Source organism: uncultured Veillonella sp. (assembly GCF_934230905.1).
GTDB lineage: Bacteria > Bacillota > Negativicutes > Veillonellales > Veillonellaceae > Veillonella.
The window spans coordinates 1-18,158 of sequence record NZ_CAKQFJ010000034.1 but is presented as its reverse complement, the minus strand read 5'-3'; the positions used below and the strand labels follow the sequence as shown (position 1 = coordinate 18,158).

The following is an 18,158-nucleotide window of genomic DNA, read 5'->3' as shown; positions in this document are numbered from 1 at the left end:
CGCAGGTTATAAAGGCTTTATTTATAAATTTTTCACTTCTAGTAGGAGATAATTCAAGTTGAACTCATATATATTTCGTTATAATCAATATAAGTATAAAAATGTAGATTGGTATTTATAAAAATAACGATGATGCATGAGAAAGGCGGTTGTTTATGAATATATTGTTTGTAAGGCTCAGTTATATTGGTGATATACTGCATGCCACAGCCGCTGCAAGGTGGGTAAAACAGCGGTATCCTAATGCAAATTTACATTGGATTGTTACGCCTAGTATGGCAGAATTATTGGAACATAATCCTTATGTTGATTATATAATTCCTTGGGAGCGTGATGTCTATGAGGCGCATTCAAAGAAATTACACCTTCGTACCATGTGGAATATGTGGTGGGGGTTAAGAAAACGATTGAAACCATATCATTTTGATATAGCTATTGATGTACAAGGCCGACTTATTACGGGCCTTGTTTTATTAGCATCGGGTGCACCTATACGGTTAGGATTAGGAGGCACTAAGGAATTAAATTGGTTATTTACGAACTATAAATCAAAAAATAATTCAAAACATGTTATCGAACAATACCTTGAGGTGGTTCAATTACTACCTACCGTATTATCAACGGAAAATGGTGATTCTAATACAGAAACATCTCAGCTTGATACAGATGATGTGAACATAATGAATCTCGTTGTAACGGAGGAAGAACAGCAGCGTGCTAAATCAAAATTAAATATAGCTTTTACAGAGAAGGATAGACCGCTGATTGGCTTAGTTCTTGGCTCATCATGGCAGACGAAGTCTTGGCCCCATGAAAAGTGGCAACAATTAATTGATTCGATGTCTTATAGAAGTAACTTTATATGCTTTGGGGGGCTGAAAGAAGTTAAAGAATTTGAAGGCTTGATGCAATATGTAGAAAGAGAAGCATTGCCAGTTTATAATCAATTAGGAAAGACTACCTTGCGTGAGATGGCGGCTTTGATTAATGAGTGTGATGTAGTAGTTGCTTGTGATACAGGTGCATTACATATGGCTATAGCATTGCATCGTCCTGTAATCGGCTTATTTGGCCCTACAAACCCTGTAGAATGGGGGCCTTTAACTGGAATCTATAAAGTGTTACAAAATCATGATATAGACTGTTTAGGCTGCCGTAAACGAAAATGTCCTAAAGGAAAAGCTTATTGCATGTATGGCATTGATCCTATTGAGGTAAAGGAGCATATTATTGAGCTGCTAGGAACAACGGTTTAGAGAATGTATTAAAAGGTAACGAGTTTAGACATAATTTCGATTATAATAAGTATAGCTAATCGTAATAGCGGAATAGGAGTATATAATGGCAAAATTTAAGATTCAAAAAGATTTATCTGATGCTGAAATGATGAAGAAGTGGGGTGGAGATGATAATTTTGAAGAAACTATGATGCAAGCGGAACGCAATGCTTCAAAGCCTACAATTCATCAAAGTCAAAAACAAAGTCAAGATGCCTTTTATCGTGAATTTTTGACTGAAAAAGTTGAAACGCTAATTGGTAAGTTGCTTTTAGATATTAAGATGGAATATTTTAAAGAAGGTGAAGGTGCTTTTTCCATTCAAGTAAAACGAGATGGTAAAAATATTATCCTCGAAACAGCACCTAAAAAAGTGAAATAAGATATTATGTTGGTTTGAATAAAAATGTATACTGATGAATTTTAAAACTTACTTTTTGGTTATTAAAAATTTTGATAACTGAGTTTGTAAATCAAGATAATTCGTTATACTATATTAGAAAATACTGATATGCTTTCATACATAAATAAAAATTATATCGATATGATGATTAGTTTGTTCTTATATTCTAATTAACATACTCTTTTGGTAATGATTGAAGATTCAAGATAAAATCTAGTATGATTGGACTTTTTAGTGATTTTTATTACACTTTTATATCAAAGATGCATACTTTTGGATGATAAATAAGCATAATATACTTGTTGACAAAGAATTTTAGAAGTAGTCTAATATAAGTATGTTCCAACAATTCTTAGTATATTTTTCCTGCATAAGTAGGAACTATAGAAATTGTTGATAAATAGGTATGAGATAGTGATTGAGATGATGTATAAATTTACATCACCTAACTATTTCGAATTGGAGGATTAAGATGGCTAAAAAATTAAAACTTATGGACACCGTTCTTCGTGACGGTCATCAATCTATTTTGGCAACTCGTATGCGTTACGAACAAATGGAACCTGTACTTGGCCTTTTAGATGAAATTGGTTATGAAGCTCTTGAATGTTGGGGCGGTGCTACTTATGATAGCTGCCTTCGTTTCTTGAACGAAGATCCTTGGGAACGCCTTCGTAAATTAAAAGCAAATGTAAAAAATACTCCATTACAAATGTTACTTCGTGGCCAAAACTTATTGGGCTACAAACATTACTCTGATGATGTAGTTGAAGCATTCTGTAAAGCTGCTGTTCGTAATGGTATCGACCGCATTCGTATTTTCGATGCATTGAATGACCCTCGTAACATGGAAGCTGCTATTAAATATTCTAAAAAAGCTGGCGCACATGTTCAATCCGCAATGGTATACACAATCTCCCCAGTACATACAACTGAAAGCTTCTTGAAAGTTGCTGAAAAATTGGTTGAAATGGGTACAGATTCTCTTTGCATTAAAGATATGTCCGGTTTGATGGCACCAAAAGACGCTTATGAAATGATTTCTACATTTAAAAAACGTTTTGGTGAATTGCCAATCGACTTGCATAGCCATTTCACATGTGGTCTTGCAACTACTACATACTGGGAAGCTGCTAAAGCTGGTGTAGATATCATTGATACTGCTATTTCTCCATTTGCTCATGCAACTAGCCAACCTGCTACTGAAACAATTATTGAAATGTTCAAAGGTACTGAATGGGATACTGGTTTAGATCTTGATAAATTCATTCCATTAGTTGAACACTTCCGTAAAGTAAAACAACAAATCGCTGAAGAATTCAACTTGAAACCAGCTAGCGATGTAATCCCAGCTGTTCGTCGTTACCAAATTCCTGGCGGTATGTTGTCCAATACTCAAAATCAATTGAATGAAATGGGCATGGGCGATCGCTTCTTCGACGTTATGGATGAAATGCCACGCGTACGTGCTGACTTGGGTTATCCTCCATTGGTAACTCCAACTTCTCAAATTGTTGGTACAATGGCTATGATGAACGTTATGATGGGCGACCGTTATAAAATGGTTCCTAACGAAGTTAAAGATCTTGTACGTGGTAAATATGGCGCATTGCCAGCACCAATTTCTGAAGAAATTCAAAAAACTATTATTGGCGATGAAGAACCTATTACTTGCCGTCCTGCAGATCTTATCGAACCTGAATTGGCAGGTTACACTGAAGATTTGAACTCCAAAGGTTACACTGGCATCACTGAAGAAGACGTATTAACATACGCTATGTTCCCAGAAGTTGCTATTAACTTCTTCGAAGCTAACCGTCGTTAATCTTAATATTAACAGCTCCACCTATTAGGTGGGGCTGTTTTTATGTCTTAATAGGATGGATTTCGATAGTGAAAATACATTAAGTATATATTTTAGATAATTATTATAATTAATATTTATTATTGATTGCAATTATAAACATATAATGAATAAGTTGTGAATTTTATTATATGAATTTTATGTTTTCTCTTGCTAATCATGCGTAAAATAGCGTACACTATAGAGAGTATCTACTAATTATGATATTGAGGTAATCCTGTGAATTTACAAATTAGAATTTGGATATCCAATGTTGTTCTATTTGTAGTTCCTATATTAATTGCAATTATTCTATTTTTGTTATATTTTTCAGGACTACGCATTTTAGCGAATGCTGGATACTATTTACGTATCGAGCAAGAACAACAGTTTAAAAGTGTTAGCCGTGTGGCTGAAACTATTACCTTTTATGGTTTAGACAATGGTTTAATGGATTCTCTTGTTAAACCAAGCTATAGTTTATTAGACCCTAATGAGGTGTATGTAGAGATTATTGACCAAGGTAAGGTTTTATATTCCTATGGTACACAACAAATCTATAATGAGTCAGCTATTGTTGGCTTGATTGATGTAAACCCTGAATTGCAAGGGATTGTATATCAGTCGAATCATACCTTTGTATATGAAATGCGCAAGAATGAAGGACGTCATGCATATCTATATCATATTGCTATTAAACGAGCTGTACATGGTAGCGATAGCTTGTTAGAGTCAGTTTCATTCTACATTAGTATTGTGGCATTACTTTTGTTTATTGTTACATTTTTTGCGATTAACCGATTTGTGACGAAGTTTATTATGATTCATGTACGTAATATGACGGAATCATTACAAGCTGCTAATTATCAAATCGAAATGGAGCAGGAGCAACAAAAAGAACTACTTGCTGGTATCTCTCATGATATTCGCACTCCATTAACGGCCATTAAAGCATATGCAGAAGGTGTACGCGATGGTATTGCACCAACCGAAGAACAACAAAAGCGTTATATGGGAATCATTTTAAAGCGTGCCAATGATTTAGATTCTATGTTGGAGGAACTATTCCTTATTACAACATTAAATTATAAAAAGGAATCTAGACCATCGGAAGCAATTGAATTAGGAAAATACGTACAAGGCTTTGTGGAAGATCATATAGAACATTATAAGTCTAGAGGTCTTGAATTGAGCCAACGTATTACAGTTAAGGATGCTACTATTATGGCAAATCCGCAGTTATTACAACGGGTATTGCAAAATATTTTAAATAATAGTGCAAAATATAAGATGGCAGATATAGGACATAGTGTTATTGATGTCACCGAAGATGAAAGTCATGTGTACTGTGTGGTCAGTGATGATGGCCCTGGGGTTCCGCCAGAGTCGCTTGACCGACTTATGCGTCCGTTTTATCGAGTTGATTCGTCCCGCACTAATCCACAGGAGGGGAGTGGACTTGGTCTTTCGATTATTAGACGTATTATGGAAATTTTCGAAGGTCGTGTAGTGATAGAAAATATTAGACCACATGGACTTAGGATTATTTTAGAGTTCCCGAAAAAAGGAGAAAATCATGAGTGAACATATTCTAATAATTGAAGACGATATTGACATTGCTAATATTGAGCGTGATTATTTAATGGTTGCCGGTTATGACGTAACTGTTATGAATAATGGTACTGATGGCATTGAAGCTGCTTTGAATACACCAGTAGATTTAATTATTTTGGACGTTATGTTGCCAGAAATGGACGGCTTTGAAGTATGTCGCGCCATTCGTGATAAAGTACGTGTACCAATTGTAATGGTTACTGCGCGTCTTGATGATATTGATAAAATTCGTGGCTTAGGTGTAGGTGCCGATGATTATATTGAAAAACCATTCTCTCCATCTGTATTGATTGCAAAGATTAAAGCTATGTTAGCTCAATATAAACGACTTACTGAAAAAGATGTTGTTGATACCAATGCTATTCAATCTGGTGATATTCGTCTTGATCCTAAAATGATGAAGGTTTGGGTAAATGATAAAGAAGTCCATCTTAAGAAAAAAGAGTTCCAACTATTAGAATTTCTTATGCGTAACCGCGATATCGTATTTTCCAAAGAAGAATTATATTCTCGTGTATGGGGATTAGATTCTTATGGTGATTATGCAACCGTAGCTGTTCATATTAATCGTTTGCGTGAAGAAATTGAAGAAAATCCATCTGATAGTAAACATATCATTACTGTTTGGGGTGTAGGTTATAAGTTTGTTTAAAAGATATAAAAGAATTCACTTTTGGCTCATGGATGCATGCGCTGTTGATGAAATATGAGTTTATAGGGCGTATATTATAGAGAAATAATCGAATTTTTATATATTTTTTATATAGAACGCTTTATTTTTTAAACAAATTGTGTATACTATAATTGTAAGGATTATTATGAAGGTATACGGAAAAGATACACTTAACTTCTCTCTCTTAATAAGTTCTCTCTCAACTTTTCCGTCTTCATATATAACTCTCTCTCACAGTCCTTACACTCTCAAACTATATGCAAAAGAGGTATTCATTAGATAATTCTAATGAATACCTCTTTTGTTTATAACTGTTTTTACATATAATTTAAGCTTGACAAGAATTGTTATGTTGCAAATATATGAATTAGGACATATAATGATTTTACATTAATTGTATACAATTTAAAATAGGAGACAGTATATGAATATAAAAAATTATAAGAAGCAGATTATAGCATGTGCTATTGCACTCTGCGTAGGTGTAGGTGGTGGATATTATTTTTTCGGTACACCAGCAGGCACGCAACAGAGTGTTGTAACAAATCAAACCAAGCAAACGAAACCATTAACTGAAGCACGTAATACCTATGTGGTGCAAGCTGCTAAAAAATCGGGGCCAGCTGTAGTGGGAATTACAACACAAGTTTTTCAAAAGGATATTTTTAATCGTACTATATACGCTGGTGAAGGCGTTGGTTCTGGTGTTTTGATTGATAATGAAGGTCATATAGTAACGAATAATCATGTTGTAGCAGGTGCTAGCAATAATGAAGTTACTGTGTCATTATCAGATGGTAGTACTGTTAAAGGTACGGTTATGGGTGCAGATGAACAATCTGATTTGGCAGTTGTGAAGATTAATCCTCCTAAAAATATTCAACCGATTACTATTGGGGATTCTGATTCCTTACAGGTAGGAGAACCGGCAATTGCCATTGGTAATCCATTGGGACTTGAGTTTAAAGGATCTGTTACATCAGGTGTAATCAGTGCTTTGGCTCGCACAATTGATGACCAAGGACAACGGTTCCCGTTAATACAAACCGATGCGGCTATCAATCCTGGTAATTCGGGTGGAGCATTGCTGGATGCTGATGGGGAACTGATAGGCATTAATAGCTCTAAAATCTCTAAAGAAGGGGTAGAAGGGATGGGGTTTGCCATTCCTATTAATTCGGCAAAACCTATTATCGACTCTATCATTAAGAACGGTAAAGTAATACGTCCGTATATTGGCGTATGGGCTGTAGATCGTCAAACGGCTGCACGTAATAATGTAAGCTATGAAGGAGATGGACTTCTTATTGTTCAGTTAGACCAAACAGGTCCTATGGCGAAAGCAGGCCTTGTGGAAGGCGATACGATTGCTCAAATTGATGGTAAGGATGTAACTACATTAATGGAATTAAAGGAGCAAATTGATGCTAAGAGTCCTGGTGATACAATTTTAGTATCCTATACTCATAATGGTAAAATGAAAAGCACTAAAGTTACATTAGGGAAATCCTCGTCTAACTAATAGTTTTAGAAATAGAAAAATTATATATAAAATCCTTTCGACTGATGGAACACTAGATATTATCTGTATTTTCCAGCACGTTGAAAGGATTTTTTGTTTTATAAAATATTTTTTTATAAGGTACCTTGCAATTCAAGGTACCTTATGATATTATGTATTTGTCAGTATAAGATAGTGATCGTAAGAGAGCTTTCACATTGCCTGGCAAGCACAGCCTAAAAGGGAGGAACTATGCAAGTTCAATTAAAAAAAGGTGTTATGGATATGTTAGTGCTAGCATTATTAACACAGCAGGATCGCTATGGATATGAAATCGTAAGCACCATTTCAGAATACATAGAAATTTCTGAAGGAACGATATATCCATTATTTAACAGACTAAAAAAAGAGAAGTATGTTGAAACCTATTTAAAGGAATCTTCTACAGGGCCTTCTCGGAAATATTATCATATAACAGATATAGGCCGAGAGGCTTATAACGAGATGAGACGAGAATGGAATGAGTTTTCTGGCGTTGTAAATATCCTGTTGAAAGGAGTTGACTATAATGAATAAGAAAAGTTTTTTAGAAGCACTGCGTAATATCTTCAAAAAGGCACATGTTGCTGATGTTGAAAGTATTATAGAGGTTTATGAAGAACACTTTGCTGTAGGCCATGAAAAAGGCCTTACAGATGATGAAATTATTAAATCCTTGGGGTCTCCAGAGGAAATTTATGCATCCTATGTAGATGCTGGAATTATTACAGATACGTTAAATGAGGATGGTAATACAAGTAAATCTGTGAATATGCAAGAAATCTATGCTAGATTTGATGAGTATAAAGAACGCTTATTACCGCAGTTGCCGGGAATGGCAAAAAAGGCATCGAAGACATTAGTTGCTATTGGCAGTGCCTTAGCCTATATTGTAGGCGTGCTTATATTGGTGATTACGCCGGCTATTTTATATTTATTAGGTAGCTCATGGCAACCATTTGAAAATGTAACTGCATTTCCTGCGTTATCTATGATAACTTTAGTTGCACTCGCAGGTGTAGGCCTTTTTGGGGGCCTTACATGTATATTTATCGGTATTGAACTTCGTGGTGTACGCGAACGTTATTTCAGCAATGTAGATTAAGGAGGACTTATGAAACGAATTATAATTGCTGCCATTCTAACTGTAATCAGTGCTGTAGGGGTAGGTACATCCTTTGCTGTAAATGATTTACCAAATTTTGGTGAATGGATGAAAACCAATGAACAACAGTTTAGAAAACCACATAGACATGATGGTTCTAATATGCATATGGACCAACATATGATGGATGGAAATAATCAAATGATGCCTCAAGATGGTATGGGGCCAAATAATGGTCAACATATGTACCAAAATTGTCAAAACCAAATGATGCCTCAAGATGGTCAAATGCCTCCACAAGGCCAACCATCTCAAGGTTAGCAACCTACTGGTAATGCTTCAGAACAAGCACCTAATGGTGATACACAAGCTTAATAAAATATATAAAACTATTAATATAGATTGAACCGTATATTTTAAGATATTAATAGATATAGAGTTAGATCTATCTGAGGATATAGTTGTTTTAATCGTATTTGAATATTAGGTAAAGGTGAAAATATGAAAAAACTTTTAATTGCTACAGTATTAACCGCAGCATTTGGGATTGGCGGTGTAACATTTGCTTCTACTAATGACGTACAAAATAATAATGAGCCAATCAAGATGAACTTGTTAGTAGAACGAAATCATGATGATGCAAACAATTTCCAAGATAAAAAATGTGATATGCTACTAGAAAATCAAAATAACCAAATGCATAAACAAGATCGAATGGAGCATATGCCAATGAATCATCAAGTTGATAATATGCATCGAAAAGATAACGATCAATCTATGAGACCAGAAGGTCAAAATCATCAAATGAGACAACAATGTAATAATCATCAAATGCCACCACAAGATCAGCCTTCTCATGGTGATCGACATAATGATAATGCACCACAACAACAAACTGGTCAAGGTGCACCACAAACTACACAAAACTAACCATATTTTATGAGTCCTTTTCTCTCATAAAATAATAGAGAACGTGGTCATGAAAGTGCATTCATGGCCACCGTAGAGCCATACACTCTACGTGATACATTCGTATCAGAATCTCTCTCTTACACACAATAACTACACACAAGCAAAAAGAGCTCCTCAGTGAAGGAGCTCTTTTTGTATTTGTTTATAATTTTATTTAATATGTTTAGAACCGCGTTCTGTCATGGCTATGCCTTCTTTACAGAGAGGGCATTCTTCTGGCTTGTATGTTGGTACTTCAAGGTTAAGTAACGCTTGTACTTTTTCTTTTGGTACACCAAATTCAGCTTTACCACCAGAGCGATTAACGAGAAGGCCTACACCTACGATTTCGCCGCCAGATTGGTTAACTACGTTAACAACTTCCTGTACGGAACCACCTGTAGTTACGATATCTTCTACGATAAGTACACGTGTACCTGGTTCGATTTTAAAACCACGACGCAATGTCATGACACCTTTTTCACGTTCTGTAAAGATGGCGCGTGTGCCCAGTTCTTTACCAACTTCGTGAGCTAATAAGATGCCACCAGTCATAGGTCCAATAACGAGCTCTACATTTTGATCGCGGAAGCGTTCAGCCAATTCTTTACATAATGTTTCAGTGTATTTGGGATGTTGTAATACGTTGAATTTTTCAACGTACATAGGGCTATGTAGACCGGAAGTCAATAAGAAATGACCTTCTAAAATTGCTTGAGTATCGATGAGTAATTGTTTTACTTCTTGTTCTGACATCATTTGGATACACTCTCCATTTCTTCAATAATTAAACGTACCGTCTCTTGTGGATGTTCAGCTTGTGTAATAGGTCGGCCAATAACAAGGCGAGATGCACCATCCTGTAAGGCACTCGATGGTGTAGCAATGCGCTTTTGGTCGTTTGTGGCCGCAAAGGATGGGCGAATGCCTGGTGTAACGATAAGGAAGTCTGGTCCACAGGCTTCACGAATCATCTTAGCTTCTAAGGCGGAACATACAACACCGTCCATACCGGATTCTTTAGCAAGTTTTGCAAGGCGAATGACTTGGTCCGCAATTGGTAATTGACCACCAATAGATGTCCAAGATTCGTCATCAAAGCTTGTTAATACGGTAATTGCTAATAGTTTTGGACGTTCGATGCCTAGTTTTTCAGCGCTTTCACGAGCAGCCTTAGCGGCAGCTTTCATCATAATAGGGCCACCTTGACCATGAATAGTGATTAGATTGGCGCCTAAATGAGTAAGGGAAGATACGCCATGGGCTACCGTATTAGGAATATCATGTAATTTCAAATCGAGAAAGACATGTTTGCCGTGCTCTTGCAAATAGCGAACCGTTTGGTCCCCTTCGGCATAGAATAATTCCATACCCACCTTGTAGAAACTAACGGAGTCCCCTAGTGAGGACACGATAGATTTCATCGCATCCATTGTGGATACGTCGAGGGCGACGATTAATCTGTCATCTGCCATGTTATAACCTCCATAGTACATATATATCTAAATAATTTTCACATAGAATAGGGGGTCCTGTCAATGAAAATCCGTTGTGAAAGTCGGCTTAAGAACTGCTTTTATACATCGATTTTCTTCGCGTTCATGATATAATAAACACAGAAGTGAAGATGATTCCTAATATAAGTTGATATATGTATATCCAACGTATGTATATAATATGTTGTTAGTAGCTAAGAAAGGATTACCATGTTAGATTTTGTAGCATTGGATTTTGAAACAGCTAATAAATATAAAAATAGTGCCTGTTCCTTAGCGGTTATTACCGTTGAAAATGGACAGATTACTAAAAAAGCCTATAGTCTTATTAAACCACCGTTTATGTCTTTTGATCCTGAATGTATTGAAATTCATGGTATCGAGCCAAAGGAGGTATTGAACGAAAAGACATTTGACCAATTATGGCCTGCCATTTATGAAAATCATTTAAAAGGAAAAATTATGATTGCTCATAATGCTAAATTTGATATGAATGTGTTACGAGCTACACTTGATTATTATAAAATTCCATGGCCAGAACTTGAATATGCATGTACTGTAAAAATTTCCCGTGCCGTATGGCCAGATTTAGTCAATCATAAATTAAACACTATGGGAGCATATTTAGGTGTTGATTTCAAGCATCACTATGCATTGGATGATGCTGAAACTTGTGCCAAGGTTGCTATCGAGGCTGCACGTTTGAAAGGAGCTAATTCCTTACCAGAACTTTTATCGAAAATAGGCGTTCCACTTGAGCCGTTTATTGATGAAAAGAATAAAGCCGCGCAGGCAGCGTTACATAAGAAGCCGGAACCAGAGCAAATGTCATTTTTCTAGTGATAGTCTAGGCATAATACATAATACATAACACGTATAGTGAAATAGAGTATTGGGGAGGTAAATATGTTAGGTAAAGACCTATTATCCTATGTGGACCATACATTATTAAACCCTGTTGCTACATGGGATGAAATTAAGGTTATATGTGAAGAAGCGTTAACATATGACACAGCATCTGTATGTATTCCACCAGATTTTGTAGAATCAGCACATAATGCATATCCGAAGTTAAATGTATGTACTGTTGTAGGGTTTCCTTTAGGCTATCAAACGACAGAATCCAAGGTGGCGGAAACAAAACAAGCAATAACGGAAGGTGCCTCAGAAATCGATATGGTTATTAATTTGGGTGATGCTAAGCAAGGTGATTATCGTGCTATAACAGAGGAAATTAAAGATCTTAAAGCGGTATGTGGTACTAAAATCTTAAAGGTTATCATAGAGGCATGTTTCTTAACGAATGAAGAAAAGATAGAACTATGCCGTTGTGTAACGGAAGGTGGCGCAGATTTTATTAAGACATCGACTGGATTTGGAAGCGGTGGTGCTACATTAGAGGATGTGCAATTGTTTAAGAAGTACATTGGTCCTAATGTACAAATTAAAGCTGCTGGTGGGATTCGTTCCGTTGAGGCGATGAAAGCTTATATTGCGGCTGGATGTACACGGATTGGTGCAAGTGCTGCTGTAGGGCTATTAAAAAATCGATTGAATGAAACTGTATAGATTACGTAGTATATAACGTAGTATATAACGTATAGAAAGGGGGCTGTAATGGAACTTACATTGTGTAATTCCTTACAGCCCTTTGTAGGTAACATATGAGAATGTATGATGTGATACTCAAAAAACGACAAGGAATTGAGCTATCTGATAAAGAAATACAGTGGTTAATACGTGGTTATGTAGAAGGAAATATCCCTGATTATCAAATGAGTGCGTTTCTTATGGCCGTCATGTTTAAAGGCATGACGACAAAAGAACTAGGCACGTTTACTATGGCTATGGCCCATTCGGGGGATATGGTTAATTTATCGGCCATTAAGGGCATTAAAGTAGATAAGCATAGTACAGGTGGCGTAGGTGATAAAACTACACTTGTTATTGCCTCGCTGGTCGCAGCTTGTGGTGGTGTAGTCGCTAAAATGTCAGGTCGTGGACTTGGTCATACGGGTGGTACCATAGATAAAATGGAATCTATACCGGGCCTTAAAACAGAACTTTCAGAAGAGGCCTTTAGGAATCAAGTTAACAATATTGGTGTTGCCGTTATTGGTCAATCTAGTAATATTGCGCCAGCGGATAAGAAAATCTATGCTTTACGTGATGTAACGGCTACAGTGGATAGTATTCCTCTTATTGCCTCATCGATTATGAGTAAAAAACTCGCCTCAGGTGCTGATGCTATTTTACTAGATGTTAAAGTTGGCAGTGGAGCGTTTATGAAATCTTTAGATGAAGCCCATACATTAGCACAGACGATGGTAGATATTGGTCGGGAAAATAAGCGAATTGTTAAAGCTGTTATTACAGATATGGATCGACCATTGGGGTATGCTATTGGGAACGCTTTAGAAATCGCGGAGGTCATTCAAACCTTAAGAGGACATGGACCACGCGATTTGACTGATGAATGTCTTGTTATGGCAGCGTATTTATTAGTGATGAGTGAAAAAGGTGATTATGATACTTGTTATGCTAAAGTGCAGAGTGCGTTGCAAAATGGAGATGGTTTAGCTAAGTTGCGAGAACTCATCATCTCCCAAGGGGGAGATGGTCGTGTCGTAGACAACATTTCTTTGTTGGGTCAATCTCAATTTACGTATGATATTAAGACATCTAGTGCAGGTTATATTACACATATGGATACAGAGGCCTGTGGTATTGCATCGGTTATGCTAGGGGCAGGTCGAACTGTAAAAGATGGCCCTATTGATATGACAGCTGGCATTGTGATGCATAAGAAAACCGGTGATAGTATAGCCGAGGGAGATGTAATTGCCACGTTATATGCTGATGATGAAAGTTTATTTGAAGGTGCAGCGCATGCCTATATACAAGCTCTGACAATTGGTTTAGAAAAACCTGTAAGCCGAGATACCATATTGGCTATCGTAGAATAAAGGGGGGATTGATTGTGATAAAACAAGATGTAGAGCAGCTAGTAGCGTGTGCTATAGAGGCTCGTCAACAATCTTACAGTCCCTATTCTAATTTCGCTGTAGGGGCAGCACTTTTGTGTGAAGATGGTACTATCTACAAAGGGTGTAATATAGAAAATGCATCTTATGGACTTACTAATTGTGCTGAAAGAACCGCTATTTTTAAAGCTATATCAGAAGACCATAGAAAGTTTAAAGCCCTTGCCGTAGTTGCAGATACGGAAGGGCCTTGTGCGCCATGTGGTGCTTGTCGTCAAGTCATAAACGAGTTTAAAATTCCAACGATTATCATGGCAAATTTGATGGGGAATATGAAAATAGTATCTATTGAAGAACTATTGCCATTTAGTTTTTCAGACTGTGATGTAGTTGGTAAATAGATCCTTCTGTAGTGGAATATATTTTAGACCATTGACTTTCATTGAGTGTGGTTGGAAAACTATCATTACCATAGATGAGTAGATAGACGTCTTTATCTGTAGGTAGATTATTGACGGATATAAATGGCATAATCTCTTTTGCATTCCATGAAATCGTACTCGGATTAGGAGCTGTTTCATTAGGACCAATCAATTTATAGACTGTATGATTGCTATAGTAGGTTGGTGAAACCCGATATCTACCACTTCCTTGTACGATGATAGACTCATCGTTTATATATTGACTAATATATTGACTGATGGCGGGGCTAGAAGCTTTATTTGTTTGTGGGATAGCAATTGTGAAAGTTAGCACTATATAGGTAATACTCATAGCTAGCGCAACTTTACAGATTAATGATATCCGTTGGTAACACATAATTGCCATCAATATAGCTAACGGTGTTAGAGCAGGGAACGTATAGGTTGAGTATTTGGTTGCCATAAATGAAAAAAAGAGTATAACTGTACCGGCCCAGATTGCTAAAAAGCTGTGTAAGGGAATATTAGTGAACCAAATTTTTCGGTTGTTGTATATCAGTTTTGGTAAAATAATAGACCAAGGAAATAATGAAATGATAGTAATAGGAAGGTAATAATACCAAACATTAAATTTTGGATGCTCTGATACAGTAGCTCGTAACCAATTGTGAACACCTAAGAATATATTAACAAAATCATCACCATGAATTGTGTACATATAGTAATACCAACTTCCAGCAACTAAGATGAAAATGGTCATTCCTGGAATAAGTTGTAAGCTAAGTAATTCTCGAATATCCCGTCGAATCACAAGATAGACTAGTATAATACAGCCTGGTAATAAAAATCCGATAGGCCCCTTAGTCAGTACGGCAATAGCCGATGCTATATAGGCGAGTAGATAATAGTATTTATAATATGGTGATTGTGTTTTATGTTGGGAATATCCCATATAGAAACTCATTAATATCGCATTAAAACATAGACCTAGTGTCATATCTGTTATAATAGATTTAGCAATAATCCAGTATTCTACTGAGATGGATACAATGATTGCACTCACTATGGCGATAACATGATTTGTTTGTGCTTTTACAAATCGGAAAACAAGAAAAATATTGCAGAGGCCGATTAGGCCAGAGAAAAATCGTGCGCCAAAGTTTGAGATACCAAATATTTTAAAGCTTATGATAAGTTCCCAGTAATAAAAAATAGGTTTATCATACCAGTAATGACCAAAAATTTGAGGGGATAGGTAATTTTTGTTTATTAGCATTTCTTTTGCCGTTAGTGCATAGTTAGATTCTATAGGGTCCGTAATGCTGAGCCAAGAATTGCCTATAAAATAAATAAGGGAGGATAAGATAAGGACTATCAAAATATGATAGTCTCTATTTTTTAGAATATATTTCATAGACTTATTACCTCATGCTAAACTGTTTATTTGATACTACCTTTATTTTCATATAAATACATAATAAAGAACAAATATTACAAAAATATAACGATTAAATTACATATTATGAAATATTTATTCACATAATCAAATAGACAAAAGAGTAGCAAGTATAATGAAGAACAGGAGGTTACAATGCTATTTAACTGGTTTAATTCATTAGGTGTACAGAAAAAAATGATAATGAGTAACTTACTTATTATTATCATCCCCTTTTTAGTATTGTTAACCGCCTTATTTGGCGTTTGGGGGATTATACGATATACAAATCCAGTTGCTCATCGACAATGGATGATGTTAGCCCCTAGTTCAATTCAGGCTCAAGTGTTTCAATTAGGTTTAGAACAAATTAATAAAAAGCTATCAAAAGAGTCTACAACTGTTAGTGATATTCTGGATAGTAGTGCAGTGTTAGAAGCACAAGGTTTAGATATAATTATTTTGAAAGACAAGCATGTTGTGTATTCGACACCTGGTTTAGAAACAGATAATATGTTAGCTGATCTTAATAGTACGATGAAAGTAGTAGAGCTTACTCATTATTTGAATTGGCAAGGGAATCAATTTACCTATGTAAACTCATATGGGACAGGGCTTACAGTGTATGGTAAAGGGCAAATTCCATTTATGGCTAAAAGTATGGGGCCAGAGTCAACAGATAAAAAAATAGTTGAAGTCGCGTTTGGATTGGCTATTGTATTAATGTTATCTCTTATCATCGGTATAGGTATATATATTTCTAATCGTCTTGCAACATATATTTTGATGCCTATTAAAGATTTAAAACAAGCCGCTGATGATCTTAAGTCTGGAAGTGTACCTAACATTATTATGGTAAGAAATCATGATGAATTGGGAGCTGCCTGTGAGGCTTTTAATAATATGCAGGAGGCATTATTTACAGCTCGTAAGGAGCAAGCTGATTACGAAGAACGTAGACGTGAAATGATTGCAGGGATTTGTCATGATATTTCAACACCGCTAACATCTGTGAAAGGATATGCTAGTGGTATTCTTGAAGGCGTTGCTAATACTATAGAAAAACAGGCTCGTTATGTACAACAGATTTATGATAAGGCAGGACGAATTGAACACTTAGTTAATATGTTATCAGATTTTTCTAAGTTAGAGTTAAAACAGATTCAGTATGATCGTCATATTTATGCTTTAGATGGTGTAATACAAGAATATGTAGTAGGGCGTCATCTTGACGAGAACGAACATATTTCTTTGCATGAAGTGTATGATACAGATCATGGATTAGTTAGTATAGATCGTATACAGTTTTATCGTATTTTAGATAATCTTGTATCGAATAGTATAAAATATAGATGTGATGATGTTGTGCAAATTGATATAACAACAAATACGATTAATAATGGTTTTCGATTTACCTTTTCTGATAATGGAAACGGAGTTCCTACAGAGATGTTACCTCGATTATTTGATATTTTTTTCCGTACTGATGAAGCACGTGTAGAGGTAGCCAATGGAAATGGTATAGGGTTAGCTATTGTAAAACAAATCGTTGAAGATATGGATGGCTCTATTTATGCTACTCATAATAAAAATGGTCATGGCTTATCTATTGTGATGGAATTTCCCCGCGTTAAGGAGTAGAATATGGGTAAAATTTTGATTATTGAAGATGATATGGGAATTTATGAACTTGAACGTGATTATTTAGAAATTGAAGGGTACGAAGTAGATATTGAAACAAACGGTATAGATGGTTTGCGTTCAGCGTTATCTAATGAGTATGAGCTTATACTTCTTGATATAATGATTCCTCGAAAAGATGGCTTTGCTGTATGCCGTGATATTCGTAAAGAAAAAGAAATACCTATTATTATGGTTAGTGCTAAACGAGAAGATATTGATAAGATTCGGGGCTTAGGTTTAGGTGCTGACGATTATATTATTAAACCATTTAGTCCTGCTGAATTGGTTGCTCGTGTTAAATCACATATCCATCGGTATAATCGAATACGTAATAGCTTACGTCCTGTTGTGGAAATTGAGACCAAAATTATTGCAGGGAATTTAGAGATTATGCTTGATTCGCATCAAGTTTTTTTAGGAGGTTCTGAGGTGAGTTTGACACCTCGTGAATATGATATTCTTGTTCTTCTTGCATCAAGTCCAAACCGTGTGTTTACCAAAGAAGAAGTTTTTGAAAGTATTTGGGGAATCGAATCATTAGGGGAAACATCTACTATTATGGTTCATATTAATAGATTGAGAGCCAAAATAGATACACAATTCCAAGGAGAAGAATACATCGATACCGTTTGGGGGGTAGGTTATCGATTTCATAAATGGGATAACTATGTAAAGCAATAATAGATGCTTGCTGTACAAAATAAGTTTTCATAATAAAAAAAGCTAGCCAAT

General features: G+C 35.8%; 19 protein-coding genes. 16 read left to right on the top strand and 3 right to left on the bottom strand.

Annotated features, from left to right (window positions below; genetic code table 11):
• Positions 1–155: 155 nt before the first annotated feature.
• The 10 genes from Q0E20_RS08465 to Q0E20_RS08420 all read left to right on the top strand — a co-directional run bounded on the left by Q0E20_RS08465 (position 156) and on the right by Q0E20_RS08420 (position 9,385).
• Positions 156–1,256 carry a glycosyltransferase family 9 protein gene (locus tag Q0E20_RS08465; protein ID WP_295998954.1) on the top strand — a complete coding sequence of 367 codons (1,101 nt, stop codon included), beginning with the start codon at positions 156–158 and terminating at the stop codon, positions 1,254–1,256.
• A gap of 85 nt (positions 1,257–1,341) precedes the next feature.
• Positions 1,342–1,659, top strand: coding sequence for a hypothetical protein (locus Q0E20_RS08460; protein ID WP_295998951.1), 318 nt, complete (start codon positions 1,342–1,344; stop codon positions 1,657–1,659).
• 493 nt (positions 1,660–2,152) lie between these two features.
• Positions 2,153–3,505, top strand: coding sequence for a pyruvate carboxylase subunit B (locus Q0E20_RS08455; protein WP_295998948.1), 1,353 nt, complete (start codon positions 2,153–2,155; stop codon positions 3,503–3,505).
• A gap of 258 nt (positions 3,506–3,763) precedes the next feature.
• On the top strand, positions 3,764–5,107 hold the full coding sequence (locus Q0E20_RS08450; protein WP_295998946.1) for a cell wall metabolism sensor histidine kinase WalK: 1,344 nt from the start codon (positions 3,764–3,766) through the stop codon (positions 5,105–5,107).
• The gene (locus tag Q0E20_RS08445; RefSeq protein WP_005377711.1) at positions 5,100–5,789 is read left to right on the top strand and encodes a response regulator transcription factor; all 690 of its coding nucleotides are present in this window, start codon (positions 5,100–5,102) and stop codon (positions 5,787–5,789) included. Before Q0E20_RS08450 ends, Q0E20_RS08445 begins: the two co-directional genes overlap by 8 nt.
• 445 nt (positions 5,790–6,234) lie before the next feature.
• On the top strand, positions 6,235–7,332 hold the full coding sequence (locus tag Q0E20_RS08440) for a S1C family serine protease (protein WP_295998941.1): 1,098 nt from the start codon (positions 6,235–6,237) through the stop codon (positions 7,330–7,332).
• Positions 7,333–7,563: 231 nt separating this feature from the next.
• The gene (locus tag Q0E20_RS08435; RefSeq protein WP_295260513.1) at positions 7,564–7,887 is read left to right on the top strand and encodes a PadR family transcriptional regulator; all 324 of its coding nucleotides are present in this window, start codon (positions 7,564–7,566) and stop codon (positions 7,885–7,887) included.
• On the top strand, positions 7,880–8,455 hold the full coding sequence (locus tag Q0E20_RS08430) for a DUF1700 domain-containing protein (protein WP_295998936.1): 576 nt from the start codon (positions 7,880–7,882) through the stop codon (positions 8,453–8,455). Before Q0E20_RS08435 ends, Q0E20_RS08430 begins: the two co-directional genes overlap by 8 nt.
• Before the next feature lie 9 nt (positions 8,456–8,464).
• On the top strand, positions 8,465–8,776 hold the full coding sequence (locus Q0E20_RS08425; RefSeq protein WP_295286498.1) for a transcriptional regulator: 312 nt from the start codon (positions 8,465–8,467) through the stop codon (positions 8,774–8,776).
• A gap of 180 nt (positions 8,777–8,956) precedes the next feature.
• A complete protein-coding gene (locus tag Q0E20_RS08420) occupies positions 8,957–9,385 on the top strand; it encodes a transcriptional regulator (protein WP_295998933.1) in 429 nt (142 codons plus the stop codon).
• Between the two features lie 192 nt (positions 9,386–9,577).
• Here the strand turns inward: Q0E20_RS08420 and pyrE are convergent, their stop codons facing one another.
• Together pyrE and pyrF are read right to left on the bottom strand one after the other, a co-directional pair.
• On the bottom strand, positions 9,578–10,165 hold the full coding sequence (gene pyrE / locus Q0E20_RS08415; protein WP_295998930.1) for an orotate phosphoribosyltransferase: 588 nt from the start codon (positions 10,163–10,165) through the stop codon (positions 9,578–9,580).
• Positions 10,162–10,881: an orotidine-5'-phosphate decarboxylase gene (gene pyrF / locus Q0E20_RS08410; RefSeq protein WP_295998927.1), complete on the bottom strand. Its 720-nt coding sequence runs from the start codon at positions 10,879–10,881 to the stop codon at positions 10,162–10,164. Before pyrF ends, pyrE begins: the two co-directional genes overlap by 4 nt.
• A 231-nt stretch (positions 10,882–11,112) precedes the next feature.
• On the opposite strand from pyrF, the gene Q0E20_RS08405 reads away from it, so the two are divergent.
• The 4 genes from Q0E20_RS08405 (at position 11,113) to Q0E20_RS08390 (ending at position 14,287) form a co-directional block, all read left to right on the top strand.
• Positions 11,113–11,742, top strand: a complete 630-nt coding sequence (locus Q0E20_RS08405; protein WP_295998924.1) for a 3'-5' exonuclease — start codon at positions 11,113–11,115, stop codon at positions 11,740–11,742.
• A gap of 66 nt (positions 11,743–11,808) precedes the next feature.
• Positions 11,809–12,471 (top strand): deoxyribose-phosphate aldolase, encoded by a 663-nt coding sequence (deoC, locus tag Q0E20_RS08400; RefSeq protein WP_295998922.1) that lies wholly within the window; start codon positions 11,809–11,811, stop codon positions 12,469–12,471.
• Between the two features lie 95 nt (positions 12,472–12,566).
• On the top strand, positions 12,567–13,868 hold the full coding sequence (locus Q0E20_RS08395) for a thymidine phosphorylase (RefSeq protein WP_295998919.1): 1,302 nt from the start codon (positions 12,567–12,569) through the stop codon (positions 13,866–13,868).
• Between the two features lie 14 nt (positions 13,869–13,882).
• Positions 13,883–14,287 (top strand): cytidine deaminase, encoded by a 405-nt coding sequence (locus Q0E20_RS08390; protein ID WP_295998916.1) that lies wholly within the window; start codon positions 13,883–13,885, stop codon positions 14,285–14,287.
• On the opposite strand, the gene Q0E20_RS08385 is transcribed toward Q0E20_RS08390, so the two are convergent.
• The gene (locus tag Q0E20_RS08385) at positions 14,253–15,722 is read right to left on the bottom strand and encodes a glycosyltransferase family 39 protein (RefSeq protein WP_295998913.1); all 1,470 of its coding nucleotides are present in this window, start codon (positions 15,720–15,722) and stop codon (positions 14,253–14,255) included. The genes Q0E20_RS08390 and Q0E20_RS08385 overlap by 35 nt on opposite strands.
• Before the next feature lie 177 nt (positions 15,723–15,899).
• Here Q0E20_RS08385 and Q0E20_RS08380 point away from each other — a divergent pair, with 177 nt between their 5' ends.
• Positions 15,900–17,384 carry a HAMP domain-containing sensor histidine kinase gene (locus Q0E20_RS08380; protein WP_295998909.1) on the top strand — a complete coding sequence of 495 codons (1,485 nt, stop codon included), beginning with the start codon at positions 15,900–15,902 and terminating at the stop codon, positions 17,382–17,384.
• 3 nt (positions 17,385–17,387) lie between these two features.
• Positions 17,388–18,107: a response regulator transcription factor gene (locus Q0E20_RS08375; protein ID WP_295998906.1), complete on the top strand. Its 720-nt coding sequence runs from the start codon at positions 17,388–17,390 to the stop codon at positions 18,105–18,107.
• The last annotated feature ends 51 nt before the right edge of the window (positions 18,108–18,158 follow it).

What these genes read in the sequence shown, in the direction of transcription:
- Q0E20_RS08420 (WP_295998933.1), top strand. Translation starts at nt 8,957, where the DNA reads ATGAAAAAACTTTTAATTGCTACAGTATTAACCGCAGCATTTGGGATT.
- Q0E20_RS08395 (WP_295998919.1), top strand. Translation starts at nt 12,567, where the DNA reads ATGAGAATGTATGATGTGATACTCAAAAAACGACAAGGAATTGAGCTA.
- pyrE (WP_295998930.1), bottom strand. Translation starts at nt 10,165, where the DNA reads ATGATGTCAGAACAAGAAGTAAAACAATTACTCATCGATACTCAAGCA.
- Q0E20_RS08425 (WP_295286498.1), top strand. Translation starts at nt 8,465, where the DNA reads ATGAAACGAATTATAATTGCTGCCATTCTAACTGTAATCAGTGCTGTA.
- Q0E20_RS08385 (WP_295998913.1), bottom strand. Translation starts at nt 15,722, where the DNA reads ATGAAATATATTCTAAAAAATAGAGACTATCATATTTTGATAGTCCTT.
- Q0E20_RS08440 (WP_295998941.1), top strand. Translation starts at nt 6,235, where the DNA reads ATGAATATAAAAAATTATAAGAAGCAGATTATAGCATGTGCTATTGCA.
- deoC (WP_295998922.1), top strand. Translation starts at nt 11,809, where the DNA reads ATGTTAGGTAAAGACCTATTATCCTATGTGGACCATACATTATTAAAC.
- pyrF (WP_295998927.1), bottom strand. Translation starts at nt 10,881, where the DNA reads ATGGCAGATGACAGATTAATCGTCGCCCTCGACGTATCCACAATGGAT.
- Q0E20_RS08375 (WP_295998906.1), top strand. Translation starts at nt 17,388, where the DNA reads ATGGGTAAAATTTTGATTATTGAAGATGATATGGGAATTTATGAACTT.
- Q0E20_RS08465 (WP_295998954.1), top strand. Translation starts at nt 156, where the DNA reads ATGAATATATTGTTTGTAAGGCTCAGTTATATTGGTGATATACTGCAT.
- Q0E20_RS08430 (WP_295998936.1), top strand. Translation starts at nt 7,880, where the DNA reads ATGAATAAGAAAAGTTTTTTAGAAGCACTGCGTAATATCTTCAAAAAG.
- Q0E20_RS08405 (WP_295998924.1), top strand. Translation starts at nt 11,113, where the DNA reads ATGTTAGATTTTGTAGCATTGGATTTTGAAACAGCTAATAAATATAAA.
- Q0E20_RS08460 (WP_295998951.1), top strand. Translation starts at nt 1,342, where the DNA reads ATGGCAAAATTTAAGATTCAAAAAGATTTATCTGATGCTGAAATGATG.
- Q0E20_RS08380 (WP_295998909.1), top strand. Translation starts at nt 15,900, where the DNA reads ATGCTATTTAACTGGTTTAATTCATTAGGTGTACAGAAAAAAATGATA.
- Q0E20_RS08435 (WP_295260513.1), top strand. Translation starts at nt 7,564, where the DNA reads ATGCAAGTTCAATTAAAAAAAGGTGTTATGGATATGTTAGTGCTAGCA.
- Q0E20_RS08455 (WP_295998948.1), top strand. Translation starts at nt 2,153, where the DNA reads ATGGCTAAAAAATTAAAACTTATGGACACCGTTCTTCGTGACGGTCAT.
- Q0E20_RS08445 (WP_005377711.1), top strand. Translation starts at nt 5,100, where the DNA reads ATGAGTGAACATATTCTAATAATTGAAGACGATATTGACATTGCTAAT.